The sequence below is a fragment of the Flammeovirga pectinis genome, assembly GCF_003970675.1.
GTDB lineage: Bacteria > Bacteroidota > Bacteroidia > Cytophagales > Flammeovirgaceae > Flammeovirga > Flammeovirga pectinis.
Window position 1 is genome coordinate 1 of record NZ_CP034562.1, and the last position, 26,375, is coordinate 26,375.

General features: G+C 34.0%; 30 protein-coding genes and 4 tRNA genes. 22 read left to right on the forward strand and 12 right to left on the reverse strand.

Going from position 1 to position 26,375, the window contains the following annotated elements; genetic code table 11:
- Positions 1–18: 18 nt before the first annotated feature.
- Positions 19–1,806, forward strand: coding sequence for a chemotaxis protein CheA (locus EI427_RS00005; protein ID WP_126610592.1), 1,788 nt, complete (start codon positions 19–21; stop codon positions 1,804–1,806).
- Between the two features lie 36 nt (positions 1,807–1,842).
- Entirely contained in the window at positions 1,843–2,514 is a 672-nt protein-coding gene (locus EI427_RS00010; protein ID WP_126610593.1) for a chemotaxis protein CheC, read from the forward strand.
- On the opposite strand, the gene EI427_RS00015 is transcribed toward EI427_RS00010, so the two are convergent.
- From EI427_RS00015 to EI427_RS25815, 5 genes are all read right to left on the reverse strand, one after another.
- Complete coding sequence (locus tag EI427_RS00015; protein ID WP_126610594.1) at positions 2,511–3,011, reverse strand: methylated-DNA--[protein]-cysteine S-methyltransferase; 501 nt, start codon at positions 3,009–3,011, stop codon at positions 2,511–2,513. The two genes, EI427_RS00010 and EI427_RS00015, sit on opposite strands and share 4 nt — an antisense overlap.
- Positions 3,012–4,634 (reverse strand): apolipoprotein N-acyltransferase, encoded by a 1,623-nt coding sequence (gene lnt, locus EI427_RS00020; RefSeq protein WP_126610595.1) that lies wholly within the window; start codon positions 4,632–4,634, stop codon positions 3,012–3,014.
- Positions 4,634–5,362, reverse strand: a complete 729-nt coding sequence (gene rsmI, locus EI427_RS00025) for a 16S rRNA (cytidine(1402)-2'-O)-methyltransferase (protein WP_126610596.1) — start codon at positions 5,360–5,362, stop codon at positions 4,634–4,636. The genes lnt and rsmI overlap by 1 nt, the downstream gene beginning before the upstream one ends.
- A 147-nt stretch (positions 5,363–5,509) precedes the next feature.
- A complete protein-coding gene (locus tag EI427_RS00030; RefSeq protein ID WP_126618286.1) occupies positions 5,510–6,463 on the reverse strand; it encodes an AAA family ATPase in 954 nt (317 codons plus the stop codon).
- A gap of 455 nt (positions 6,464–6,918) precedes the next feature.
- Positions 6,919–7,071: a hypothetical protein gene (locus EI427_RS25815; protein ID WP_155523265.1), complete on the reverse strand. Its 153-nt coding sequence runs from the start codon at positions 7,069–7,071 to the stop codon at positions 6,919–6,921.
- A gap of 314 nt (positions 7,072–7,385) precedes the next feature.
- Between EI427_RS25815 and EI427_RS00035 the strand changes: the two genes are divergently transcribed.
- From EI427_RS00035 to EI427_RS00045, 3 genes are read left to right on the forward strand one after another with little or no spacing between them, the layout of a single operon-like run.
- A complete protein-coding gene (locus EI427_RS00035) occupies positions 7,386–8,606 on the forward strand; it encodes a hypothetical protein (protein ID WP_126610597.1) in 1,221 nt (406 codons plus the stop codon).
- Between the two features lie 8 nt (positions 8,607–8,614).
- On the forward strand, positions 8,615–9,166 hold the full coding sequence (locus EI427_RS00040) for a condensin complex protein MksE (protein WP_126610598.1): 552 nt from the start codon (positions 8,615–8,617) through the stop codon (positions 9,164–9,166).
- Positions 9,163–12,882 (forward strand): ATP-binding protein, encoded by a 3,720-nt coding sequence (locus EI427_RS00045; RefSeq protein ID WP_126610599.1) that lies wholly within the window; start codon positions 9,163–9,165, stop codon positions 12,880–12,882. The genes EI427_RS00040 and EI427_RS00045 overlap by 4 nt, the downstream gene beginning before the upstream one ends.
- 29 nt (positions 12,883–12,911) lie before the next feature.
- Here the strand turns inward: EI427_RS00045 and EI427_RS00050 are convergent, their stop codons facing one another.
- The 6 genes from EI427_RS00050 to EI427_RS00075 form a co-directional block, all read right to left on the reverse strand.
- Positions 12,912–14,279 carry a hypothetical protein gene (locus EI427_RS00050; protein ID WP_126610600.1) on the reverse strand — a complete coding sequence of 456 codons (1,368 nt, stop codon included), beginning with the start codon at positions 14,277–14,279 and terminating at the stop codon, positions 12,912–12,914.
- A 174-nt stretch (positions 14,280–14,453) separates the two neighbouring features.
- A tRNA-Phe gene (locus EI427_RS00055) sits at positions 14,454–14,526 on the reverse strand.
- A 34-nt stretch (positions 14,527–14,560) separates the two neighbouring features.
- A tRNA-Phe gene (locus tag EI427_RS00060) sits at positions 14,561–14,633 on the reverse strand.
- A gap of 34 nt (positions 14,634–14,667) precedes the next feature.
- Positions 14,668–14,740 (reverse strand) — tRNA-Phe (locus EI427_RS00065).
- A gap of 34 nt (positions 14,741–14,774) precedes the next feature.
- A tRNA-Phe gene (locus EI427_RS00070) sits at positions 14,775–14,847 on the reverse strand.
- Between the two features lie 110 nt (positions 14,848–14,957).
- Complete coding sequence (locus EI427_RS00075) at positions 14,958–15,638, reverse strand: SprT-like domain-containing protein (protein WP_126610601.1); 681 nt, start codon at positions 15,636–15,638, stop codon at positions 14,958–14,960.
- Between the two features lie 114 nt (positions 15,639–15,752).
- Here EI427_RS00075 and mazG point away from each other — a divergent pair, with 114 nt between their 5' ends.
- On the forward strand, positions 15,753–16,571 hold the full coding sequence (gene mazG / locus EI427_RS00080; protein WP_205727886.1) for a nucleoside triphosphate pyrophosphohydrolase: 819 nt from the start codon (positions 15,753–15,755) through the stop codon (positions 16,569–16,571).
- 354 nt (positions 16,572–16,925) lie between these two features.
- On the opposite strand, the gene sdaAA is transcribed toward mazG, so the two are convergent.
- Positions 16,926–17,828, reverse strand: a complete 903-nt coding sequence (gene sdaAA / locus EI427_RS00085; protein ID WP_126610602.1) for an L-serine ammonia-lyase, iron-sulfur-dependent, subunit alpha — start codon at positions 17,826–17,828, stop codon at positions 16,926–16,928.
- Positions 17,829–17,910: 82 nt separating this feature from the next.
- Here sdaAA and EI427_RS00090 point away from each other — a divergent pair, with 82 nt between their 5' ends.
- The 16 genes from EI427_RS00090 to rplO all read left to right on the forward strand — a co-directional run bounded on the left by EI427_RS00090 (position 17,911) and on the right by rplO (position 26,373).
- Positions 17,911–18,396: an NADH-quinone oxidoreductase subunit A gene (locus tag EI427_RS00090; RefSeq protein WP_126610603.1), complete on the forward strand. Its 486-nt coding sequence runs from the start codon at positions 17,911–17,913 to the stop codon at positions 18,394–18,396.
- A gap of 37 nt (positions 18,397–18,433) precedes the next feature.
- Positions 18,434–19,798, forward strand: a complete 1,365-nt coding sequence (locus EI427_RS00095; RefSeq protein ID WP_126610604.1) for a hypothetical protein — start codon at positions 18,434–18,436, stop codon at positions 19,796–19,798.
- Between the two features lie 17 nt (positions 19,799–19,815).
- Positions 19,816–20,694 carry an SdiA-regulated domain-containing protein gene (locus tag EI427_RS00100; RefSeq protein ID WP_170178347.1) on the forward strand — a complete coding sequence of 293 codons (879 nt, stop codon included), beginning with the start codon at positions 19,816–19,818 and terminating at the stop codon, positions 20,692–20,694.
- Positions 20,695–21,040: 346 nt separating this feature from the next.
- Complete coding sequence (rplP, locus tag EI427_RS00105; protein ID WP_126610606.1) at positions 21,041–21,466, forward strand: 50S ribosomal protein L16; 426 nt, start codon at positions 21,041–21,043, stop codon at positions 21,464–21,466.
- An 8-nt stretch (positions 21,467–21,474) separates the two neighbouring features.
- Positions 21,475–21,807, forward strand: coding sequence for a 50S ribosomal protein L29 (rpmC, locus tag EI427_RS00110; protein ID WP_126610607.1), 333 nt, complete (start codon positions 21,475–21,477; stop codon positions 21,805–21,807).
- A gap of 11 nt (positions 21,808–21,818) precedes the next feature.
- Entirely contained in the window at positions 21,819–22,073 is a 255-nt protein-coding gene (gene rpsQ, locus EI427_RS00115; RefSeq protein WP_126610608.1) for a 30S ribosomal protein S17, read from the forward strand.
- A gap of 74 nt (positions 22,074–22,147) precedes the next feature.
- Positions 22,148–22,516, forward strand: a complete 369-nt coding sequence (gene rplN / locus EI427_RS00120) for a 50S ribosomal protein L14 (protein WP_126610609.1) — start codon at positions 22,148–22,150, stop codon at positions 22,514–22,516.
- Positions 22,517–22,521: 5 nt separating this feature from the next.
- Positions 22,522–22,845, forward strand: a complete 324-nt coding sequence (gene rplX / locus EI427_RS00125) for a 50S ribosomal protein L24 (RefSeq protein ID WP_126610610.1) — start codon at positions 22,522–22,524, stop codon at positions 22,843–22,845.
- Positions 22,845–23,396: a 50S ribosomal protein L5 gene (gene rplE / locus EI427_RS00130; RefSeq protein WP_126610611.1), complete on the forward strand. Its 552-nt coding sequence runs from the start codon at positions 22,845–22,847 to the stop codon at positions 23,394–23,396. Before rplX ends, rplE begins: the two co-directional genes overlap by 1 nt.
- A gap of 12 nt (positions 23,397–23,408) precedes the next feature.
- Complete coding sequence (gene rpsN, locus EI427_RS00135) at positions 23,409–23,678, forward strand: 30S ribosomal protein S14 (protein ID WP_126610612.1); 270 nt, start codon at positions 23,409–23,411, stop codon at positions 23,676–23,678.
- Between the two features lie 59 nt (positions 23,679–23,737).
- Complete coding sequence (gene rpsH, locus EI427_RS00140) at positions 23,738–24,136, forward strand: 30S ribosomal protein S8 (protein ID WP_317125749.1); 399 nt, start codon at positions 23,738–23,740, stop codon at positions 24,134–24,136.
- An 83-nt stretch (positions 24,137–24,219) separates the two neighbouring features.
- Positions 24,220–24,777 (forward strand): 50S ribosomal protein L6, encoded by a 558-nt coding sequence (gene rplF / locus EI427_RS00145; protein ID WP_126610614.1) that lies wholly within the window; start codon positions 24,220–24,222, stop codon positions 24,775–24,777.
- Positions 24,778–24,782: 5 nt separating this feature from the next.
- Positions 24,783–25,136 (forward strand): 50S ribosomal protein L18, encoded by a 354-nt coding sequence (rplR, locus tag EI427_RS00150; protein ID WP_126610615.1) that lies wholly within the window; start codon positions 24,783–24,785, stop codon positions 25,134–25,136.
- A gap of 13 nt (positions 25,137–25,149) precedes the next feature.
- Positions 25,150–25,665 (forward strand): 30S ribosomal protein S5, encoded by a 516-nt coding sequence (gene rpsE, locus EI427_RS00155; protein ID WP_126610616.1) that lies wholly within the window; start codon positions 25,150–25,152, stop codon positions 25,663–25,665.
- A gap of 19 nt (positions 25,666–25,684) precedes the next feature.
- Positions 25,685–25,864: a 50S ribosomal protein L30 gene (gene rpmD / locus EI427_RS00160; protein ID WP_126610617.1), complete on the forward strand. Its 180-nt coding sequence runs from the start codon at positions 25,685–25,687 to the stop codon at positions 25,862–25,864.
- Between the two features lie 59 nt (positions 25,865–25,923).
- Positions 25,924–26,373 (forward strand): 50S ribosomal protein L15, encoded by a 450-nt coding sequence (rplO, locus tag EI427_RS00165; protein WP_126610618.1) that lies wholly within the window; start codon positions 25,924–25,926, stop codon positions 26,371–26,373.
- Positions 26,374–26,375 lie beyond the last annotated feature (2 nt).

Below are 26,375 nucleotides of genomic sequence, written 5' to 3' on the forward strand. Positions count from 1 at the left end.
TACCCTGAACTTACACGAATGAAAGAAGAAGAACTAAGACAGATATTTTTAGCAGAAGCGCAGGATGGTTTTGAAGAACTCAATCGCCTATTTACTCAATTAGAAAAAAATCACGGAGATAGAGAAGCAACTGAGGCCATTTTTCGAATTATTCATACTCTGAAAGGAAATGCAGCAGCAATGGGATTCGATGATGTTGCGTCTATAGGACATCTCTTAGAAGATATTTTCAGTGAAATTCGTAAAGGAAAGATTCTTCTAACTGCAATGGTCTTTGACGACCTCTTTAAAGCAATTGATAAGCTTGGAGAGATGATTGAAGGCATTAAAGAAGATAAAAAAGTATCGTATAAAGGACTAAGAGCTAAACTAAAAGTAATTCTTAGAAATTTAAAAGGTGAAATTGAGTTTCAGGCTACACAAGGAGGGGAGTCTTCAGAAGATAAAGATAAAGCATTAGAAAATGAAGTGAAGGAAGAGTTGACTGAAAGTCAGAAGGAAATCTTAGCTTCGGAACAACCTGTACCACTTGGTGTAAATTTAGCAGATGAATTTGCAGATGAGGAGGAAAAGAAATCAAAAATCACTTTCTCTGATTTTGTTCAAGTTCCTGTAAGTAAGTTAGATGATCTTCTAAATTTAGTAGGAGAACTTGCTATAGAAAAAGATAGAATTATAGCTCAAGGAGCAAGTTTTGGAGCAACAAATGAATATACTCGTTTATACAGAATAACATCAGATTTACAGTATTCTGTAATGGGTGTACGTTTGGTACAAGTTGGAGCGTTATTTCATAAATTTCACCGAATAATACGTGATGTAGCTACAATTGAAGGTAAAAAGGTAAACCTTGAACTAGAAGGTACTGAAATTGAAATAGACAGAAATGTATTACAAATTATAAGTGATTCAATGATTCACTTAGTTAGAAATGCAGTAAGTCATGGAATTGAAAGTCCTGAAGAAAGAAGAAAAAAAGGAAAGCCAGAAGCAGGAAAAATATTACTTCGAGCATCTTCTGATAAGGAATATGTTATCATAGAAATTATAGATGATGGTAACGGTGTAGATGCAACTAAAATCCGTAAGAAAGTCTTAGAAAAAGGCCTTGCAACTCCAGATACTCTTTCTGCATTGTCTGATGATGATGTAGTTAAATTTATTTTCGAACCTGGTTTTTCTAGTGTAGAAAATGTAACTGCTGTAAGTGGTAGAGGGGTAGGAATGGATGTTGTGAAAAGAGCTGTAGATGCTGTTGGAGGTAAAATAAACACATATACCGAACTAGGTAAAGGAACTACTTTTAGTTTAAGTTTGCCTTCTTCAATGGCTGTTAAATCAGCGTTGTTATTTGTAGTTAAAGATACTGAGTATGCAATTCCATTATCATTTACAGAAGCAGTGATTTCTGTAAAAAGATCAGCAATTCATAAAGTAGGAGGTGGATTAGTAACAACTCATTTAGACGATACAATAACTGTAATGTTTTTAAGAGATTTGTTCGATTGTACCGATTACGATGAATTACAAGATGCTCAGCTGTTACATAGGTCTTTTGATCAGATTCAAGATGAAGAAACTAAAATAAATATTGTTGTAGTTTCTGTGGATAACAGAATGATTGGTTTTGTAGTAGATAGGTTACTACAGCAAAAAGAAATTATTGAAAAGCCATTAGGAAAACCTGTAGAAAATGCACGTTTTATTAGTGGAGCGACTATTTTAGGAAATGGAAATGTTTGTCTTGTATTAGATGCAAATGACATTTCAGAATTTCTATTCAAACCTGCATTTGTTGCTGTTTAATTAAAAATGAAGAAAAGAACTAGAGTATAGATTGTCATGATTCAATCCCAATTTACAGTAGAGAACGCTTACCTAATTAATGATATCACTAACATTGCATTAGGCAATGTGGCAAATTCTCTTTCAACAGTATTGAAAGACGAAATTATTGTTAGAAATGTTTTAGAGGTAAAAGACTTAAATAATCAATTGCTCAGAAAAGACTACGATGGTAATGTATTTGTATTAACAACAAATATTATCGGTGATATGAAAGCTGAAACAATGCTGATTATTCATAATGAAGATGAACAAGGGATTATAGAGAAGATTTTACCTCGGACAGAGTGGGGAAAAAAACAAATGAGAGAGGCAATGCTTCTCGAATTAGATAATATATTAATTGCTGCTTTTGTAACTAAGTTTGCCAACCTTTTTAATACTTCAATTTATGGTCATGTTCCAGGAATAAAGGAAATGACAAAAGAAGATTTTAATGGATACATTAAAGAAAGGGAAGAAAGTATGAATGTGTCTTATGCTTTAAAAGCTGAATTAGGAGCCTTTAAATCTAGAGTTAATATGGAACTAATCTGTATGTTTGATGAAACATTAGTGCCCTTTGTCAATAACTTTGATATGGAAAAAGCATTTGTTGGACATCAAGAAGAAGGTAATAAAGAAAACAAGGAAGATAAAAAAGGGTTCTTCAAGAATATCTTTGGCTAAAACATGCTCAATTGTTCATGTCCATATTTAATATATCCTTCGTGCTGAAGTAGCCATTTCTTTCTACCAATTCCTCCTGCATAACCAGTTAGAGAACCATCACTACCAATCACTCTGTGGCAGGGGATTGCAAGTGCTATAGGGTTTTGCCCATTTGCAGCACCAACAGCTCTTATTGCTTTTGGATTTCCAATGCGTTCAGAAATATCTAAATATGAAGCTACTGTACCGTACCTTACTTTACAGAGTTCTTTCCAAACCGTTTTCTGAAAGGTTGTGCCTTTTATATCAATAGCAAAAGAGAATCCTAATTTACTATTTCCTTGAAAGTAGTTATCTAACCACTCAATAGCATCTATAGTATGAGGATTAGGAAGATCATTTAAAATTTCTTCGTCCTCTTCTAAAAAACGAATTTTTGAAACACCTCTAGGCGATGCTTCTACAAGCATTAAACCTAGAGGTGTTTCTATATAGTCTCTAAAAGTTGTTTCCATTTAGATTTGTAACGCTTTTTTACGAGTAATACCCACAGCAAGCATAGTGAAAGCAAGTACTGCTGCTACACGAGCAATATAGTCACCGTATAAAGTATAAAATGTTTTTTCTTTATTGATATATACATTTCCAACTTCAGCACCCATTGTTCCATAAGCAATAGGTTGAAGAATATCACCTCTTTGATTAATAAAACAAGAAATACCTGTATTTGCAGAACGAGCCACACTTTTTCGTGTTTCAATTGCTCTGAGTGATGAAAAAGCTAAATGTTGTGTATGTCCAGGACTATCATTCCACCAACCATCATTGGTAATTACAGTTAAGAAATCAGCACCTTTTTTTACATAATCAGTTACATATTCTCCGTACACAGATTCGTAACAAATAATTGGAGCTACTGCAACTGTATCATTATAAAAAATAGCTCTTTCTTCTTGTCTACCTAAACCTCCAGAACTACCACCAAAGTTTAAAATTATTGGTTTCAAGATTACAGGAAAAGGAATAGCTTCTACACCAATTACTAATTGAGATTTATTGTAAAAGGTAATAGGATCGTTGTTATGTACCCTCAATGCAGTATTAAAAACATCGTAGTATCCAATGTTTTTAGAACTCCTAGCAGTTGTAGATAAAGCAGAATCGCCATATATTTTGTAAGTGTCAGCTCCAGAAATTAATGTTGCATACGGATATTTTTGCATGAATTTCCTAGCTTTAGAAACTTCACTATTTCTATCAGGATATTTTTCATCAATACTTTTACTAATTGATGTTTCTGGCCAGAATATAAATTTGGTAGAAGGAGTGATTGTTTTTTTAGAAAGTGCAATCATTCTTTTAACCTGTTCCTCTGGTGTCATATAAGTCTGTATATTTTGCTCACCAGTTCTAGCATTAAACTTAAACTTTTCAGAGTAGCAATCAATATTTGGCTGTACAACCATAACTTCTGTTGGAGTACCTACTTCTTCATAATTGTAATACATAAACAGAGATATGCATACAGGTAGAGTAGCTAAGAAAAATATAGAAACTATTTTCCTACCACTAACCATAAAACTAAAGAAATAGATATTTAATAATAATATCCATAAAGTACCTCCAAATGTACCAGTATATTCATACCATTGAGCTAATGAAGGAGTAAAACTCAATACATTACCTAGGTTTAACCAAGGCCAAGAAAAATCCCAATACAAATGTAAATATTCAAAGGCAATCCACCAGCAGACAAAATCTAGATGAAAATACTTACCGTTAGAAATTCTTCTTGTGTGATGGAAAGCAAGAAATGGTAAAGCCATTAAAGCAGCATTTGCTCCCCAAGCACTAAAAGTAGTCCAAGAAGAGGCATACCATAACCACCAATAACCAATTGTATTAAAAGTAAAAAGAGCTAGAAAAGCAAAACCATAAACTCTCCATCCTTTAAAACGGGTATCACTCTTTGCTATTACTCTTTCAATTTCTAATAGAGGAACAAACCCTATAAAAACCAAAGGAAACAGACCATGCCAAGATACTCCTAATAGCACTCCGCTTAATAATGCTAAGACCCAAGGGTACCATTTCTTTTCACTATTGGCGACAATAAAATCATATAAAAATTTTCTCATTACTGATCTTGATCTTTGTATTTATATTTGTTGCCTTTAGGCTTTTTCTCAATTTTTTTTCCTTCAACAACAACAACAATTTCACCTTTAGGAGGTTTTTCTGTATAATATGCTGCTAATTCTTCTAAAGTACCCCGTTGTGTTTCTTCATGAAATTTAGAAATTTCTCTAGATACGCTGGCTCTACGGTCAGTTTCCCAAGCTTCTGCAAGTTGCTCTAAAAACTTAACCAAACGATGTGGCGATTCATAAAAGACAATTGTACGTTGTTCTTCTGCCAATTCTTGAATTTTTGTTTGCCTTCCTTTTTTATGAGGAAGAAAACCTTCAAAGATAAAACGGTCGGAAGGTAAGCCAGAGTTTACAAGAGCAGGAACAAAAGCGGTAGCTCCTGGTAAAGTTTCTACTTTAATACCTGCTTCTCCACAAGCACGAACCAATATATATCCAGGGTCAGAGATAACAGGAGTACCTGCATCAGATACTAAAGCGATCTTTTCTCCTTTTTGTAATCTATTTAATAAGCCTTCAACTGTCTTATGTTCATTAAATGCATGATGACTTTGAAGGTTACTTTTAATCTCAAAATGTTTTAATAATTTTCCCGTATTACGAGTGTCTTCTGCTAAAATAGTATCTACTTCTTTAAGTATTCTTAAAGCACGCGCTGTAATATCTTCTAGGTTACCAATCGGAGTTGGTACTATATATAATGATGTCTCTTCCATAATTTATCTCTTAGTGAACAAAGATAAGCATCTGTTTGATTGATTTGTAGTTAATGCTTTGAATACTTAATAATAAATTAGAACTATTTGTAAAACAAAAGAGCCATCATTTCTGATGGCTCTCTTTTATAAATTTGCGTAGGATGATTACTTACTAATCTTCACTTTATTCAATATTGCTTCAATAATTTCACGAGTAGTGATTTCATCTGCTTCCGCTTCATAATTTAATATAATACGGTGATTAAATACGTCATAAGCAATTTCCTTAATATCTTCTGGTAAAACATAATCTCTACCTTCAAAGAATGCAATTGCCTTTGCAGCTCTATGTAAATTGATACTCGCACGAGGAGAAACACCAAATTGTATATATTGAGCTTCTTCGTCTAAACCGTAATCTTTAGGAAAACGAGTGGCAAACACCAAGTCAATGATATATTTTTCTAAAGAATCGTTCACTTTCACAGCGTCAATAGCATCGCGAATAGCAAAGATATCTTCTTTAGAAAGAATAGGACGAACCTTATCATCAAAACCTTGGTTAGACATGCGGCGCATGACTTCCAGTTCATCCTCTTTCTTAGGATATTGGATGTAAACCTTTAACATAAAACGGTCAACCTGTGCTTCTGGTAGAGGGTAAGTACCTTCTTGTTCTACTGGGTTTTGCGTTGCAAGTACTAAGAACGGTCTATCTAATTTAAAAGTAGTTTCGCCAATAGTTACTTGTTTCTCTTGCATGGCCTCTAGTAAAGCAGCTTGTACTTTAGCTGGAGAACGGTTAACCTCATCCGCTAACACTAGGTTAGAGAAAACAGGTCCTTTTTTAACTTCAAATTTACCTTCACGCTGATTGTAGATCATTGTACCTACTAAATCCGATGGAAGTAAATCTGGAGTAAATTGAATACGTTGGAAATCTAAAGCTAACACATTAGATAATGTATTTACTGTTAGTGTTTTTGCCAAACCAGGTACACCTTCTAAAAGAACGTGACCATTTGTAAAAAGTCCAATTAATAATCTATTTACCATGTAGTCTTGTCCAACGACTACCTTACCTACTTCTGAAATTACTTCATGAATTTTATCATGCAGTACTTTATGATCTCCTGTATTTTCCATGTAAAATCGAAAATTTAATATTTACCACGTAAAAGCTAAAAAAGATAAAGGTTATGTAACCCAAAAAAACTTTAGCATTAACTATGTTCTAATATGCAATTTACACGATGAAAATAATTATTGATGATATTCATTTATTGGTAAACGATTTTTAACGTTTACTAACATAAGAAATGATTTCCTTCACACTCAATTTACCCTTTTTGCCTAATACGGTAATGTAATAAGGCTAATTTACGTCTCTACTTTTCAATTTTGTATTTGATTATTCGATGAATTAAGTTTTCATCACAAAAAAATGCCAAGAAAATTTCCTTGGCATTTCATACTACTCAGGTTTGAGTTTGTTAGCAGTGCTGATGACAGAATTCCATGTTATTCCTAGAATAATCAACCTGAGCTCATTCAAAATATATAGTCGTATATAATCAATTCATTTCAGTTCTTTCAATATTATTTTGTACCGTTTTGGTAGTAGTATTTTCTTCTGTATCTAAAGAATTACTAGTTAAATTTGATAACCCTAAAAGAGTTATTACAATTAGTAACACGAAAAACGCATATAATTTGTGAGATTTCATGACATTATTTTTATTGGTGGCTGTTAATATATTTCAAATATGCGTAAATAATACACTAATTAAATTGATTTTAATTTCTATCAAAAGGTGATTTTTATCATATCTTTAATTTGTTAGTGAGTAATTATTCATTTATTACGTTTGAAAATAATTGATTGTTTAGTAGGGAATTACTTTTTCCTTTAAAAAGAAAAACAATAAAATATTGGATACGTCTGCATAAAAATTACCTTCCTTCTTGCAATAGTAGATTCATATTTATTTATTGAGAATTGCAATGAATTTATCTAAATAAGACTAGATTTTATTAGCCTGTGGCAGATATACAAACAGCAGAAGAATTAATAAAAGAACTTTATAGGCACAGAAAAGTGATACAACATCTCTTTAAGAGAAAAAATGCATCCTTTGATGAGTTGATAGAAGTTTCTGATGGAAAAGAAAAAGAAATACTTCAGGCAAATGCTAGAGGAATTATTTCTGTGCAAGAGGGAGAACCTGCAAGACTTGACGAAAGATTATTAAATTTTGTAGAAGATTTTCTTGAAATTAATGAGGATATCAGAAATTTTGAGGTAGACGAAAGTATTCGGATTCTTAAAAAGACAATTTACTTGTATGAAATAGATGAAGATGCTAGAGAAAGAGAACGTTATTTACACCGAGTTAAACGCTATTTAAATAGTATTGGTAGAGTTATTCGTAAAAATGCAACAACATTAAGTGCTTTAGTAAAACAAGAGTATAAAACAGCGTCTTCTATTGAACTCAAGAGAATTAAAATTGAAGATCATAATGAACAAGCTGAAAAATTACTTGAACTAATTCAAAATGCAGAAGAGCTATTAGATAACCCATTTTTTAGAGTAGTTCAAGATGAAGGATTACGCGCAATTGTAAATGATTTAAGAGTAAATCATTTAACAATGGCAAGACATAATTTAATTGCTTTACGACAAGAAATTGTTCGTTTTATCAATCAAATTGCAGAGTTAGACCGTCAGCACAAAAAAATAATCCAACTTAAAAAATTCCGTGATTTATACGAATTGGAAATATGTACGAACGTAGAAGAAGTGTTCACTCATGAAGACTCTTTATTTTTCGATACTCAACTTCGTTTCCAAACTCATTTAGACCTAGATTATCTAAGAGGAGATGAAGGTCTAGATATAATAGAAAGAGTAGCCATTCGTCGTCAGCATAAGATGAGAATGCAGTTACAGGCTGAATTAGATATTGATGATGCATTGCTAGATCCACAGCAACAGACAATGTTGCATATTGATTTTAGTAAGTTAAAGAGAGCATTCTTCCTACAATCTAATGATCTTTTATCTTTTGTGAAATCATATGATTTTGGGAAAGAGATGAGTGAAAAACAATTCATAAAAGTGTACTGTCAGGTAGCACTAATTTTTGAAGATGAGATGGATTTTGGTTTAGCTGAAAATCCATTTGATGAAGCAAAGCACCTTGAATATGAAGGTAAACAGTTTGCTTATATCACACCAAAAAGAAAAGAAAAGAAATAACATTCAACATGAATATTGACCATACAAGTACAAGAAGAGTATTCGAACTGCTTAGCCGTGGACAGTTTTTAAGTGCTAATGCTATCAAATCAGAAATTAGAAAACTCTACGATGAAGTAGATGAGTTTTTTACAGGATTTGAAAGTATGTATGCACCGTTAGGCTTCCATCTAAAAAAAGGAAATAACTATTATTACTTTTCTAGAGAAGGGGGGAAACAAACAATTGAAGAAAAAATTGAACGTTTTTACCGTTACATAGATCGTTTAGCTTTCTTTGCCACATTTGCCCCAGGATTTGGCGAAGGATTGCGCTTTTTTATAAAAGATATTGTACATAAATGTAATGTAGAGACAGATTTAAATGAGCAGTTGTCAAGGCTAGCATCAGATAAAAATATTTCTACACACGATAAAGTACGTGATTTAGTAGACGAAATGAGACGTCATGGTTTTATGGATTGTGAAGACGAAGAAAATGAAGGATTCATTGTATTATCGTCTTATAACTACTTAAAAGATATTGTTGATTTAATAGATATTGATCCGAACAACGAATGAATGCACCACAAACTCCAAAGAGATTCTTAAATAAACTTGTTCTAATAAAGAGTGCTGGATTTGATTACGCTGAAGTAGATTTAAGCGGTAATGTTCACTTTGTTGGATCAAATGGATTTGGTAAAACAACTGTACTCAGAGCAGTTTTATTCTTTTATCATGCTACTTCAGAAAAGAGAGAATTAGGGATAAAAGAGCAACAAATGTCTTTCTCGGAATATTATTTCCAAGATTTGAATGCTCGTTTAATTTATGAAATTCAAACCCCACGAGGAAAACATTGTTTAACTGTATATAAATCTGGCGGAAGATTAAAGTTTCGCTTTATAGATACAGCTTACAATAAAAACTTTTTTATAAAAGATAGAAAAGCATGTAACCATGAAGAAGTACTTGATTTACTTTCAAAAGGAGAGGTTACTTTTTCAGATGAGATTCGTCGTTTTGCCGATCTTAGAAAAGTAATTTATGGCGTAAGCAAGAATAATACACAGTTTAGCCTATTGCAACCATCTTTAGGAGTTAAAACTCATCAGGTTGATGGAATTCCTAAAGCGATAACAAACATCTTTAGAAGTTCTGGTTTAAAGTCAGATTATATTAAAAGAGCTATTGGAGAGGCTGCTTCTACTGACCATGAAATGCAACCAATTTCTCTAGAAACGATAGCTAATTTTATACATGAATTTGACGATCAACTTACAGATTTTGAAGATTTTGAAAAAAATAAATCAAATGCTGAAGAAATTGTAGGTCTCGAAACAGAAATTACACAACAACTTTCTTATCAACAACGCCTTGCCAAACAAATTGGTGGAGGAGTAGCTTTAGCTGAAAAACATTTAGCCGATAGTGAAAAACTATTAGCTCGAATGCAGGTGGAAGAAAACGAGATGAAAAAGAAATATGAGTCTGCTGAAGAGGTTTATCAATCAAAAACTGCTGTTGTTAATCAAGAATTAGGTGAAGTAAAGGCTACTCTTAAAGAAATTGAGCGTAGAGAAAAAGAATATTCATCTATAACGATTTCGGGAAAAGCCTATTCAATAGAAAAATTAATTGAATTATGTGCAGAAGAACCTCGAATTAAAGATCAATTAATTTATCAACAAGAGGTAAAGCAAATGCTTGTGGCACAAACAGCTCAAGTAGAACATCTTATTGATGATCAAAAGAAATCTTTAGAACAAAAATTTACAGCTAGAAAAAGTGAATTTAACGAGGGTAAACAACTTTTAAGAGAGCAGCTTCATTCCCAAAAAGAAAAACTTAGTGGAGAGAAACAAACTGCTCTAGAGGAATTAAGAAATAAATATTTTGTTAGAGAAGGTGAATTTAGAGTACAGCTAGATCAAGCAAAAGAATTAAAGACACGTGCTGAAGTAGCTCTAGAGATAGAAAAAGAAAAAGATTTCTCTAAAAGTTTACTTTCGGAAAGTAATACAATGAGAGTAAAGCTTTCTACAGAAATAAAAGAGCACAAACAGGCTATTCTAGAAACTGAAAATACAATAAAAAACACCAAAGAAAGACGTCGTTTAGAAGAGCAAATAATCAGAAATGAAGCAAGAAATCAACAAGCTGAATTAGAGAGACAATTAAAATTGGTTTCTGATGAAGTAGATGAATGGAAACTTCGTCAAGAAGATTATGAGGGTACATTTAGGTCGTTTTTGGATCAAAATAAATCAGATTGGTCAGAATCAATTGGTAAAGTATGTGATGAAGAGTTACTATCTCGTAAAGATTTAGACCCGTCTATAGTACCTGGAAATTCATTTTATGGTATTAATTTAGAAGTTGGTGCTTTAACATCAAAAGTGACTTCAACAGATAATATTGCCACTATTTTAGAGCAAAAAGAAGCAGCTTTGGTTTCTGCTCAAATCAATTTATCGGAATTAGATAGTATAATTGATAAAAAAGTTGAAGCTCTTGTAGGTAATTATAGTAAGAAACTAGGGCAGTTGGAGCAAAAACTATCCGACCTATCTTCCAAAGTAATTCATCTAGAAACTGAACTAAAGGAAGCAAGAGAACAAGAAGCATCGATTATAGAAAAAGCGACTGTTCTAAAAGAAGCTGCTTTAGTGGAATTGAGAAGAAAATTCCGTATTACTCAAGAGGCTTGTGATAGTATAGAAGGGAAGCTATCTGATCTTAAAGATGATCGTTGGTCGCAAGAGAACGAAACATCAGAATTATACACAAACAAGCTCAATGTATCATCTTCTGAGATTGAAACGAAAGTAGCTAAACTAGAACAAGAATGGGCTGCTTATGAAGGAGATCATGCTAAACGTATCAAAGAGCTAGAAGAAGAACGAAAAGGGCTTCTAGAAGAAAAAGGGATTGATACAGAGAAATTAGAAGAAGTTGAAATAGAGATTCAAGCTTTATTATCAAAAATAAAAGATGTTGAACAAGCACAGATCATAAAGAGAGATTATGAAAAGGATAAAATCTATTATCTAGATGCTGCAGATGAAACACGAAATAAGAAAAAACATCAAGAAAAAGAATTAGAAAATCTTAAAGGAGATTACGATAAAGCTGTAGAAGAATACGAAGAGCAGTTAAATTACCTTGACGATAAACGAGATACTTACCGCCGTACTAAAGATCATAGCAATCACCTTTTAAAACAGTTTAAAGCAGCTAAAGAAGAGGATGAACAAGCTTATATTAAGTTACAAAAATATTTAGATGAGGGTGCAGGTAACGTAAATGAAGCTGAAATTAATGATGGAGATTTATCATTTTTATTAACTGAATTACGTAAATCTTTAAAGGAACGTAATAGATTATCGGGTGTTTTTAAATCTAAAGGACAAATCTTTACAGGTGTTTTCAGAAAAGAAAATCATTTAAAAATACCTACTTTATATGCTCAATCTTCTTTACAAGAATTTATTTATTTAGCTAAAAATATTCTTCCAAGTCTATTGGATGGAGAACGCTTAGCGCATATGAAAGACCAGTTAGAGAAGCAACATCGAGAAATTATTAGTTCAGTAGCCCGTCAAGTAAAAGACCTTTCGGATACTTCTGATTTGATAAAAAAGATTGTAAAAGACATTAATAATGGTTTTGCAAGAAGTAACTTTGTTGGTGTTGTCAAGTCTATTGAATTAGAGTATAATGAGAACAATACACCATTATTAACTACTCTAAAAAAGATTTACCGTTTAAATCAAGATGTAGCATTTACGGATCAAGGAGATTTTTTTAAAGTGAATATTAATGCGAGTTCAAAGGATTCTCGACAGTCTGTACAGCTATTAAAAGATTTACGAAGGGTAATTAAAGACAATAATCAGAAGCAAATCACTTTAGAAGATACTTTCATGTTGCGTTTTCGAGTAATCGAAAATAATAATGATACTGGTTGGGTAGAAAAGCTATCTAATGTTGGTTCTGAAGGTACAGATGTTCTTGTAAAATCTATGATTTACATTACGCTCCTTACAGTATTCCAAGAGAATGCTTATAGAGATCAGCACGACTACTATGTTCATTGTGTAATAGACGAAGTAGGTAAATTATCAGATCGTTACTTACGTGATTTAATTCACTATACAAATTCTAAAAATATTAGATTAATTTTTGGATCTCCCAACGAGAATGATCCCTCTATATACGATCATGTTTTAAAATTAGAACGTAACTCTAAGAGTAATAAAGCAAGTATTGTCAAACTAGTAAGTGAGATGTAATTGCAATTTATTATAACGATAAACATGAGTCATCCCTTAAATATTGGATTAAACCTGTAAATGATCTCACAACAGGATTTCCATTGATTTAAAATGACAGAAAAAGCTTTACGAAGTCTGTAGAAAGGAGATTTACTTTTCTTTGAACCAAAAATGGGGGTATATATGTTGATTAAACGTTCTACATAATGCCTCCTTTTTTGTATTATTTCCATTAAAAACTCATAAATAAGTAGGGCTATATAGAAGAGTTTTAATCGATTTTCCCATCCTTGAACTCTTATTGATTGTAAGCCAATTTCTGCTTTACAACACCTAAACATTTCTTCTACTTCCCATCTTTTCATATATGAAAAAAGCATTTCCCATGCAGTCTTTTTTGTATCTATATCAAGGTTGGTAAGTATGTAAATAGGAGATCCTGCTCTTTTATATTCTCTGACTACAATTAACGTATACATCTGATCTCCCATTTCAGGATGTTGTACTTTTTTCCATGAAATAAGCCTTCTAGTATACTTATTACGTTCTTTGTCATAAGTAAATTTGAAGCTCTTATTCTTCATTCCTTTGGTAATATTGTAGGTTAATCGTTTGCCTTTTTCGTCAATTAAAAATCTCTTTCCAATCCAACGAACTAAAAATTGTTGATCAAATTCTTGAGCGAATTCTAAAAGAGTACAATTCGCATATCCTCTGTCAAATACATGTAAAACAGCTTTTTTAGATTGATTACGGATAGTTTTGAAACCATTCCATATAAAATTAGACAACCATTCTTTAAAAACACCAACCCTAGAATAAATATTAAATTCAAAAAGAGATGCTCTTTCATTCAAGGCCGTAAGTACTACTCCTTCTACTTTAAACCCAGGGACATTGATAAAACCTTTGACAGGAGAATTATAATAACCAGGTTTAATTCTTGTAAGTCTTTTGGCTTTACTACTGATAACCGCTGACAACCCTTCCAGGTATGTTGACTCATGTTTTTCCAGAACAGATCCATCCCAAATTAAAAGTGGTCGAATATTTTTTTCTTCCATCATTTTAATACGATCTAAACTTCTATTTCTAAAAAAATCAGCAATTAAATCAGTACTCCAATTTTTACTTCGTATTAGGTTACCAATTCTCTTAACTCCAGCTTTACCATGAGTACTACCAGCTAGTAGTGTACCCAATTCTGTCAGTAGAAGTGATTTTGTACTATTCCGATTTTCTAGTAAGCAATGAAATAACTCTTGAAAAGTCTTTACCAAACGTAAATCAACAGTCTGATGAAGACTAGAGAGTAGCGATGATAAGAAATAGTCAGTTTGATGAAGAAGATAGGTTAATGGTGTAGATTTTTTACAATCTAAGATTTTTAGTAAATTAAAGGATGAATAAGCCATTGGAATAATAGTTATAGTTGTTTAGTATTTACAATAACTATTTTTTGGCTTATAAATAAAAATGAGTCACCCCTTATTATTAAAATTATATAATTAAGGGATGACTCATGTTTTTGATTTCCGAAATCATAAATATAAAAAAAGCTTATCCAAAAAGGATAAGCTTAATTTTTGTGGTGATGGGCGGATTCGAACCGCCGACACACGGATTTTCAGTCCGATGCTCTACCAACTGAGCTACATCACCGGAAACTATTTATAGTCTGTTATCTTAGACTTTGTGGTGATGGGCGGATTCGAACCGCCGACACACGGATTTTCAGTCCGATGCTCTACCAACTGAGCTACATCACCAGAAACTATTTATAGTCTGTTATCTTAGACTTTGTGGTGATGAGTGGATTCGAACCACCGACACACGGATTTTCAGTCCGATGCTCTACCAACTGAGCTACATCACCAGAAACTATTTATAGTCTGTTATCTTAGACTTTGTGGTGATGGGCGGATTCGAACCGCCGACACACGGATTTTCAGTCCGATGCTCTACCAACTGAGCTACATCACCAGGAAACTTTAAAAGTTACCTTTTTTGCTTAACGCGGTGCAAAAGTGGGGAAAAACTTTGTTTAATCAAACATTCTGCCAAATAAAATTTTAAAATAAATCAAACAGTCGTTAACAAGCTTTTTCATGTTTAGTAGGATAATGAATATTTACTTTCGCTAAAGAATTGATTCTAAATTGTTTGCCGCTTTCTTTTTCAGTACATAAAAAATATTTTCTCAATTTCTTGTTACGAATAAAAACACGTCCATCTTCCATAGAAAATTCATCTCCATCAATTAAATCTTCTAAAAAAGGCAATTCATCTTGATGTTCATCATAATTTGAAAGTGCTTTTTTTAATGCAATATCATTACCACTCGATGCAGATGGATTTTGTTGGTGATCTTTTAAAACTTTAAGTAAATCTTCAGGGAAAGTATTATTAGAAATTAAAACCCCTAGTAATTCACCAAATTTTGCTTTCCATTCTTTACCATGCGGCATAACTTTTTGTTGATATTCGGACCATGTTATTAGATGTGCAACTTCGTGTGCAAATGTAATAGCAAATTGATAAGGATTTAGCGTAGCATTGATGCTAATTCTATGGCCATATCCTTTTTGCGGAGGCCTGTAGTCACCATTAATACTTTTTCTTCCGCCTTTTATAGATACATAAATTTGATAATCAAGAATCCATTCAGCAAAAGTTGTTGCAGCACTAATAGGTGTATATTTTGATAATCGTTCAGAGATCTCAGTATGGGTCATTGATAATGGGGATGTATTGGGGCTACTTTTCTTTTTCATATAGAATTTATCGATTTCTGAGTTCTTAATTTAACTTTTACTTGATTAGTGCAATATTGTGTTTCTAATTGACAATATAAATTGAATTATAAGACAAAATTAAACCTTTATTTTATGCAAGGCGATAAAAATATTGAAGATCCGAGGTTAAGAGCATTTAAAAGATTACTTGATATCATGGATGATTTGAGAGAAAAATGCCCATGGGATCAAAAACAGACAATGGAAACACTTCGTCATTTAACAATAGAAGAAGTGTATGAACTTTCTGATGCTATTTTGGAAAATGATACCCAAGAAATAAAAAAAGAATTAGGTGATGTTATGCTGCACCTAGTTTTTTATGCAAAAATTGGATCAGAAACAAAAGACTTTTCAATAGATGATGTATTAAACAGTATTTGTGAGAAACTAATTGTACGTCATCCTCATATTTATGGAGATGTAGAAGTAAAAGATGCTGAAGAGGTAAGCAGAAATTGGGAGTTGATCAAGCTGAAAGAGAAAGAAAATAAAAATAAAACCGTTTTAGGGGGAGTTCCCAAGTCGCTACCTGCTGTTTTAAAGGCATTACGTATTCAAGATAAATCGGCTGGAGTTGGTTTTGAATGGGACAATAAAGAAGATGTATATAAGAAAGTAGAAGAAGAATTACAGGAACTTCAAGACGAAATTACAGCAAATGATAATGGAGAAGATAATTTAGATAAAATCGAAGATGAATTTGGAGATGTAATGTTTTCAATGATTAATTATGCTAGATTTTTAAAAATAAATCCTTCTGATGCTTTAGAGAGAACAAATAAGAAATTTATCAATAGATTTAATCAAATGGAAGGGTTTATGAAGGATGATGGTGCTGATTTTGAATCTTTGTCATTGACCGAAATGGACAAATATTGGGATCGAATAAAAAAAAGTGAAAAAAAATAAAGTTTTTTTTGTCCACTATTAAAACCTAGTTGTCATAAGGGTACGAATAGTTATCTCACTTTTTACAAATATTAGATAATTAATTCATTCTCAATTGTTTGTTCGTTAAATTTATGATGTTATGGTAACTTTTAGCTTCAAGAAAAAAAATAATGACACTCTTGGTTCGAAATATAAAAACTATGCGAACCAGTTTGAGACGGCATTAAAAAACTTAGAATTATACACAGCTGAAGAAAAGGAAAGAAACCGTGTTGAATTGAATAAAAAATTTCAAGGCTACGTTCTATAGTAAAATCTACTAAAATAAAGGGCTGCTTAATCTAAAATTAAGCAGCCTTTTTTCATTAAAATTTATTCATCAGAAGAATCTATAATATCTATATCAGATATTAATACCCTTTTAGAAATTGCTTTCCCTGTGGGAGTAGCAGCAAGTCCTCCCATGGCAGTTTCCTTGTAACGGTCTTCCATACTTTGTCCTACTTCTCCCATTGCATCTACACATTCATCAACAGGAATTACTCCACTAACATTTGCTAAGGCAATTTGCGAAGAAGAATTTGCAATTGCAGCAGCACTAGCATTTCTTACAACGCATGGAACTTCAACTAAACCTGCAACCGGATCGCAAACTAATCCAAGCATACATTGCGTAGTAATAGCAACGGCATTAAAAATAATATCAATAGAACCTCCAAGACAAAATGTAATAGCACCGGCAGCCATTGCAGCAGCGGTACCTGTTTCAGCTTGGCATCCACCTACTGCACCTGCAATCCCAGATTTTTTTTCCATAATTAATGCGATGCCTGCAGAAATTAATAAGGCTTCATGAATTTTTTTATCAGGAATATTATGAATTTCTTGTAAAGTGACGAGAACACCAGGTAAAATACCAGAAGCTCCAGCAGTAGGTGCAGCAACAACTCTACCCATACAAGAATTAACTTCTTTTGCTGCTAATGCACGAGCAATAAGTAGCTTAAATTCTTCAGAAAGGACATTAATAGGTGATTTTTTTACTTTTTTACCACCATTCTCAATCATACCTGATCGGGAAGTCATGTCTTCATTAAGTCCTGTTTTTACGGCATCTCGCATAACGAAATATGCTTTTTCTAGTGCATCTTCAATTTCTTCTTGAGTACGCTCTTTTTCTCGTATTTCATAATCTAAAACAGGTTGAAATAGAGGGACTTTTTTCTTGTCACAATACTCTTTCCACTCTAAAAATGTTTCAAAAAGTACGGCCATGTTATGATAGTGTTTATATGGTTAGTATTTTTATCGAAATTATTCACAAAAGAACTACATAAGTTTCTATTTTTCTATAAATATGAGTAATCAATTACTAACAGACTTCGGGAATATCTTTTTATTTATACTTGTTGGCTTAATCTTCGCTCTTGGAGGGTTGTTTACAGCTATGATACTGAGACCCAGACGTCCTAGCGAAGAGAAGTTAACTACTTACGAAAGTGGTGAGGATCCTATTGGCTCTGCATGGGGGAGTTTTAATATTAGGTTTTATATTGTTGCATTAATATTTTTATTATTCGAAGTAGAGATATTATTCTTATTTCCTTGGGCAACTGTTTTTGGGGATCCTGATAAAATTGAAAGTACAAATGGTATCTGGGGCTGGTTTGCATTAGTGGAGATATTTTTATTTGTAGGAATACTTATTTTAGGCTTAGCCTATGTATGGCGAAAAGGATTTTTAGATTGGGTAAAACCATCAAATGTTCACCAAGCAGTAGAAAAACAAGATTTTGATAAAGCTCCTTACGAGCAATTCAATAAAAAATTCATAAACAAATAAACTATTGGAGCTTAAGCATCTTTTTATAACGACACTTTTGGGGTTACTATTTACATTACCTTCATGTGAACCAACAGATGAGGTTTTATCAACAGACCCTAGCATCTCTTTGATTTTTTCACAGGATACTGTTTTTTTTGATACGCTTTATACATCTAAAGAAGATGAAAATATAGATATGAGCAGTATTGCGAAAAGGTTTACAGTTTATAATCCAAGTGGAAATGCTATAAATATATCTGAGATATCACTAAACGATCCCAATGATGTATATTCATTATTAATAAATGGAGATGCATCTAGTTCTGTAGAGAATACTTTTTTGAGGGGAGGAGATAGTATGATTATAGTGGCTGAAGCTAATATTCCATATGAAGATGAGAGCACTATACGTGAGTTTAGTGCGGATGTTAATCTTTTTACTAATGGTAATAAGCAAAATGTTGTTTTAAATGCATTCGGAGAAGATCCTTACTACATAGCTGGAGGTAATGTAGTAATAGGCGATTTAATTTGGGATCCTGGTAGAACTTACTTATTGATAGATTCTTTATATATAACAGAAGGTTCTTCATTAACTATTAATGCTGGAGCAAGGTTAGTTTTTGATAATAATGCAAAAATTCAAGTCAGTGGATCTCTTCAATTATTGGGAACCCCTCAAGATACTATTTGCTTAGAAAGTAAGAGGTTAGATGGAAAGTATGAAAATTCACCGGGACAATGGGGAGGTGTGATATTTGATTCATTAAGTCATGATAATAAGATATATGGTTCTCATATAAAAAACTCTACTTATGGCCTTTATATATATCATCCAGATAATGATGATGTTATTGATTTAGATATCCAAAATTCAACAATTCATAATGTATCATTAGTTGGAGTATCCTCTATAAAAGCAGATGTTAGAATAGTAAATACAATTATTAGTCACACGGTTAGTTATGCATTTGCTCAAGCATCAGGAGGAGTTTGTGAGTTTCTTTATAATACTATTGTAAACGAAAATACAGGTTATTATAGAGATGTTCCGTCAGTTGCTTTTGAATCTATATTGGATAACACCCAAGACAATGAAGAAATTAAACTTACACTTACTAATAATATTATTTGGGGTAGTTTATCAAATGAATTTAATGTTTCAGACGGGGTGTCATTAGTTTCACTAACGAATAATATAATTAAAACAACCTCTGATGAGTATTCTGATAATAACATCTTAAATCAAGATCCATATTTTAGATATCCATATTCTTATAATTTTTCTTTGGCAGACGATAGTCCAGCAAGAGGAAAAGCACTTAGTATACCTAATATAACAATTGATCAAATTGGAAACCCACGTACTACTACTCCCGATATTGGGGCGTTACAATGGGTAGAAGAATTGAAAGAATAAACTGAACAATCAAACTCGTGAAAAACTTCATTACTTTAACACTTTTAGTTTTTGGGTGCGTATCATCTTATGCCCAAAAAAAGACTGAATTAGAACTAATTACATTAAAACAATTATTTGAATATACTTACCGATATGATCTTAGTGGTATATCTCATTATAAAGATTCAATTTTTGTAGTAGCAGATAAAAAGGATAATCCATTTATTTATCAAGTGAATTGGGATATTGAAAACTTTACTGTTTCTCCTATTGCTGATATACCAATAAAAGGAAAAATTGATCTTGAAGGAATTGCTATTGGAGGGGATATAGCTTATTTGATAAATGAATCTAATAATGAAGTCTATACCTTAAACTTACAATCAAGAGTTTTAAATAAACTGTTGATAAATTGGCAGACTTTAGAATCACCTAAAAAAGAATGGTTACATAATGCTGGTTTTGAAGGTGTAGCAATTGATGTCGATAAGAATGTATTGTATTTAGCTAAAGAAAGACAGCCAAAACTAATAATTAAGATTGACCTAAAATCATTAGAAATAATTGAAGTTTTTAAGACATCCAATAAGTGTAGTAATGATTATGCAGATCTATGCTTCTATGAAGGCTATTTATACGCATTAGAAAGGAATGGAATGTGTATAGTTAAAATAGATCCCAAAAATAATAAAGAAATAGCACATTACAGTTTTAGAAAATCAGTTAGTAATAAAGGAGAGCGTTTGTATGAACCAGTTAAATATGGAATGGCTGAAGCTCTAATGGTAAAAAATAATGAAATATGGGTAGGTTTTGATAATAACGGAGTATCCGTTTCAGAATTTGGAAAAAGTAAATATGGCCTAACGGGTTCTGCACCTATTTTATTAAAATTTAAACTACCCAGTAAGTAGAGTAAATTCAAATGTTTGTCAACAAAACTAACTATTAGTGCTAGAATTCAGTTGATTAATATGAAAGCGTATATAAATAAGTAAGGAATTGTAAAAGATATTTAATTAGGTGCTTTTTTTTGCTAACTACTTGTTTTACAAAAAAAAGTGTTATACTTTTGCAGTCCAAACCTCGGGAAACTACGTTTATTTATAGACATAAGCGAAAGTCCTAAACTACTTTGTAATAAGAAATATTAATTCTGTTATATTGGAATTTAGCCATTCGAGCTTAAGTATTCCGAGACGTTTGTGCACTTAGACATCGCAGGAAGTTCCTGTGTGTGGGTAAATAACAGAATCGACAATGTTACAGCCAAAAAGAGTCAAGTTCAGAAAGAGACAGAAAGAAAGAAGTAGAAGCCATGGTGTTGCTCAACGCGGCCATAGCATCTCTTTTGGTAGCTTCGGTCTAAAGGCACTTGAAGGTAGCTGGATTACTGCTCGTCAAATTGAGGCATCTCGTATTGCGATGACTCGTGCGATGAAACGTGAAGGTCAGGTATGGATTAGAATCTTCCCTGATAAACCAGTTACAGCAAAGCCAGCCGAAGTACGTATGGGTAAGGGTAAAGGTGCCCCTGCTTATTGGGTTGCTCCAGTGAAAGCCGGAACAATCTTGTTCGAATCTGATGGAGTATCAATTGAAAGAGCACAGGAGTCAATGAGATTGGCTGCCCAAAAGCTCCCAATCAAAGTGAAGTTTGTGGTCAGACCAGACTACGTTGGATAAGCTGAGAGATGAAAACAAAAGATCTAAAGGAACAGGTGAAAGGCATGTCTTCAGAAGAGCTTGCAGAGAATGTTAAAACTTCTCAAAAGCAATTAGAAGATCTTGCTTATGCTCATGCAGTTTCACCATTGGAGAACCCAATGCAATTAGGAATACTTAGAAAGCAAGTAGCACGTCTTAAGACTGAGTTACATGTTAGAGTAACTATTGAATTGGAGGAAAAGGTTAAAGCGGAAAACGTTACTCGTGAAACATCGGTAGAGTTCTTGCAAAAGAATACGTTTTTAGCACCTGTAAACAAGAAGATGGTTTTAAGAGCTATCGAGAAAGTTAACAACTAAGATACCTGACAATGGAAAGAAATTTCAGAAAGCAACGTACCGGAGTAGTTGTAAGTGACAAAATGGACAAGTCAATCACGGTGGTAGTGGAAACACGTCAAAAACACCCGATGTACGGTAAGTATATCAAGAAGACGAAGAAATTTATGGCACACGACGAAGGTAACACTGCCGGTATCGGAGATACCGTAAGAATCATGGAGACGCGCCCATTGAGCGCGCGTAAACGTTGGAGATTGGTGGAGGTAGTAGAGAAAGCGAAGTAATTCAATTTTTCTAACCATCAAAAAAATTAAAATTTTACAATCACCAAGTAAAGAATCCTTAATAGGATAGGACAATGATACAACAGGAATCAAGACTGTCAGTAGCAGATAACTCAGGCGCAAAAGAGGTACTTTGTATCCGCGTATTGGGTGGTACACGTAAGCGTTATGCTAGCGTGGGCGACAAAATTGTCGTTTCTGTGAAATCAGCTATCCCTTCTTCAAATGTAAAGAAAGGGACTGTATCTAAAGCGGTTGTTGTAAGAACAAAAAAAGAAGTTCGTAGAAAGGACGGTTCTTACATTCGTTTCGAAGACAATGCAGCAGTTTTATTAACTGCTACAGATGAGCCGAGAGGCACTCGTATCTTCGGACCAGTCGCAAGAGAGCTTCGTGAGAAGCAATTTATGAAAATCGTTTCGTTAGCACCTGAGGTACTCTAAGAGTTATGAATAGAAAATTCCATATCAAACAAGGCGACAAAGTAGCGATCATCTCTGGTAACCATAAAGGTACAGAAGGTGTAGTACTTACTGTCGATCGTGAGAAGGAGCGTGCCACTGTTGAAGGAGTGAATATGGTAACCAAACACATTAAACCAACTGCTGAAAAGCCAGAAGGTGGAGTGAAAAAAATGGAAGCGCCAATTCACGTCTCTAACATCATGTTAATCGATCCTGAAACGGGTAAATCAACTCGCGTAGGTCGTAAGCTAGACGAAAACGGTAAGTTGAAAAGATATTCTAAGAACACTGGAAAATTTATCGACTAATGGCTACAGCGACAAGATTAAAGGACAAATACCAGGCAGAAATCGTTCCTACATTAAAAGAACGTTTCAATTACAAGTCTGTAATGCAAGTTCCAAAATTGGAAAAGATTATCATCAACCGTGGTGTTGGTGAGGCAGTTGCAGATAAAAAGCTCGTAGATGTTGCAATAGAAGAAATAACTACTATTGCAGGTCAAAAAGCAGTTCCAACGATGTCAAAGAAATCAATCTCGAACTTCAAATTACGTGAGGATATGCCAATTGGCGCTCGTGTAACTTTAAGAGGTGACAGAATGTATCAATTCTTAGATCGTTTGATCACAATTGCTATTCCTCGTGAACGTGACTTCCAAGGTATCAAAGATAAATTGGATGGTCGTGGTAACTACACTTTAGGTGTTAAGGAGCAGATCATTTTCCCTGAGATCAAACTTGATCAAGTGAAAAAAGTAACAGGTATGGACATTACGTTCACTACTTCTGCTAAATCTGATGAGGAAGCTTACGAGTTACTCAAGTTATTTGGAATGCCTTTTAAGAAAAAGCAGTAAACACGAGAAACTATGGCAAGAGAAGCGATAAAAGCGAGAGAGCGTAAGCGTGAAAGACTTGTGGCAAAGTTCGCAGACAAGCGCAAAGCTCTAAAAGAAGCAGGTGATTGGGAAGGTTTAGATAAACTTCCTAAAAACTCTTCACCAGTACGTTTACACAATCGTTGTAAACTAACTGGACGTCCAAAAGGTTACATGCGTAAATTTGGTATCTCACGTGTTACTTTCCGTGAGATGGCATCAGCAGGTAAAATCCCAGGCGTTACAAAATCGAGCTGGTAATTAAAATTTAGGAACCTACGGCACTATATGTGCTGTAAAAATATTTGCAAGCAATGGCAATGACAGATCCTATAGCAGACTACCTTACGAGGCTTAGAAACGCGATTAGCGCGAATAAGCGAATCGTAGAAGTTCCTGCTTCTAAAATTAAGAAGCAAATGACTAAGGTACTGCATGAGAAAGGCTTCGTTCAAGGCTACAAGTTCGAGGATGGTGTAAATACTCAAGGTGTGATCAAAATCGCATTAAAGTATCATCCCGTAACTAAGCAACCTGCGGTAGTTGATTTGGAACGTATTTCACGTCCAGGTCTCCGTAAGTATGCTAACGCTAAGAGCATGCCGCGTGTACTTAATGGTTTAGGTATCGCAATCCTTTCAACTTCGAAAGGTGTGATGACTGACAAAGAAGCACGTGAATTGAATGTTGGTGGCGAAGTACTTTGCTACGTTTACTAAGAGTAAAAGAATACTTTTAACAAAATGGCTGACCGCTCTTCAATACATAGTATTTAGAAGACTTAAGCCTTAATTAGAAAACCATGTCAAGAATTGGTAAAAAACCTGTAACTATTCCTTCAGGTGTCGAAATTTCAGTAACTGATGCTAACGTATTAGTAGTGAAAGGACAGAAAGGAGAGTTAACACAGGAAATCAAGAAAGACATCAACGTTGAGATTGAAGGTTCTGAAGTGCGTTTTGGACGTTCTTCAGACCATAAAGACCACCGCTCTTTGCACGGTCTTTATAGAGCTTTAACTCAAAACATGGTGATTGGTGTATCTGAAGGATACAAAAAATCATTAGAGTTAGTTGGTGTTGGTTTTAAAGCATCGGTACAAGGTCAATTATTAGACCTTGATCTTGGTTATTCACACCGAATCCTTTTCCAAGTTCCAGCGGAAATTAAGGTGAGTGCTGAAACAGCAAAAGGTCAACCGCCTGTAGTTCACATCGAAGGTGTGGACAAGCAATTGGTAGGACAAGTAGCTGCTAAAGTTCGCTCATTCAGAGAGCCAGAACCATATAAAGGTAAAGGCGTGAAGTATGTTGGTGAAGAGATTAGAAGAAAAGCAGGTAAAGCTGCTGGTAAAAAATAACAAGTATGGCCACTAAGAAAGATCTGAGAAGACTGAGAATCAAAAGGGGCATTCGTAAGAAGGTTTCTGGTACGCCAGAACGTCCTAGACTCTCTGTATATAAGAGTAATACTGCAATTTATGTGCAGTTGATCGACGACCTAAACGGCCGTACTGTTGCTGCTATAAGCTCTCGTGAGATTAATGCTGAAAGCAAATCTACGAACATAGCTTTAGCTTCAGAAGTAGGCAAAAAGGTTGCTGAAAAAGCTACTGCTGCTGGTATTTCTACGGTTGTTTTTGACCGTAACGGTTACCTTTACCATGGTAAAGTGAAAGCGTTAGCAGAAGGTGCTAGAGAAGGTGGTTTGAAATTCTAAAGAGTTGTCAGAAATGAAACAGAACGTAACAAAAGTAAAATCAGCCGATCTAGAGCTTACAGAAAAAGTTGTTGCTATCAAGCGTGTAGCTAAGGTAGTTAAAGGCGGTAGACGCTTCAGCTTTTCTGCAATCGTAGTTGTAGGTAACGGTGATGGTGTTGCAGGTTATGGTTTGGGTAAAGCCAACGAGGTAACTGACGCAATTACTAAAGGCATCGACGACGCTAAAAAGAACTTAATGAAGGTTCCAGTATTGAAAGGTACTGTTCCACATCTTCAAAAAGGTAAATTTGGTGGAGGACGTGTTCTTATCAAACCTGCTTCTGCAGGTACTGGTGTTATCGCAGGTGGTGCGATGCGTGCAGTACTAGAATCAGCAGGTGTTCACGACGTATTGGCAAAGTCACAAGGTTCTTCTAACCCACATAACGTGGTTAAAGCAACTTTTGATGCACTACTTAAATTGCGTGATCCACGCATGGTAGCTGACCAACGCGGAGTGAAATTGAGCAAAGTTTTTAACGGCTAATCAATAAATTTAATCTGTTATGGCAAAGATCCGTATTACTCAGGTTAGATCGTTGATCGGTCGTCCTGAAAGACAAAAACGCACAATTAAAGCGCTTGGTCTAGGAAAAATCAACAAATCTGTGGAGAAGGAAGCTAATCCTCAGATCCTTGGCATGGTTAAGGCTGTTGATCACCTAATCAGCGTGGAAGAGTTGTAAATTCTTTGTACTTTTGCACAAGGCATTAGTACTTTAAAGGTATTAATTGGGAAACAGTCATGAAACTGCATACACTAAGTCCTGCGAAAGGTGGAAAAGTTCGCCAAAATAAGCGCATAGGTCGTGGACAAGGTTCTGGTCGTGGAGGCACGTCTACACGTGGCCACAATGGAGCTAAGTCTCGTTCTGGTTACAGTCAGAAATTTGGCTTCGAAGGAGGTCAAATGCCATTACAACGTCGCGTACCTAAGTTCGGATTCACCTCTCCTTTTAGAGTTGAATACAACGCAATCAATTTGGATCGTATCCAAAAGCTTGTTGAGGAAAAAGGCGTAACAACTTTCGCATTTGAGACATTCGTGGAGTTGGGTATTATTTCAAAGAACGATAAAATTAAAGTTCTTGGGAATGGTGCTTTAACTGCAACAGTAGAGATTTCGGCGAACGCTTTCTCTGCATCTGCTAAAGAGGCAATCGAAAAAGCAGGCGGAAAAGCGATTACATTGTAAGA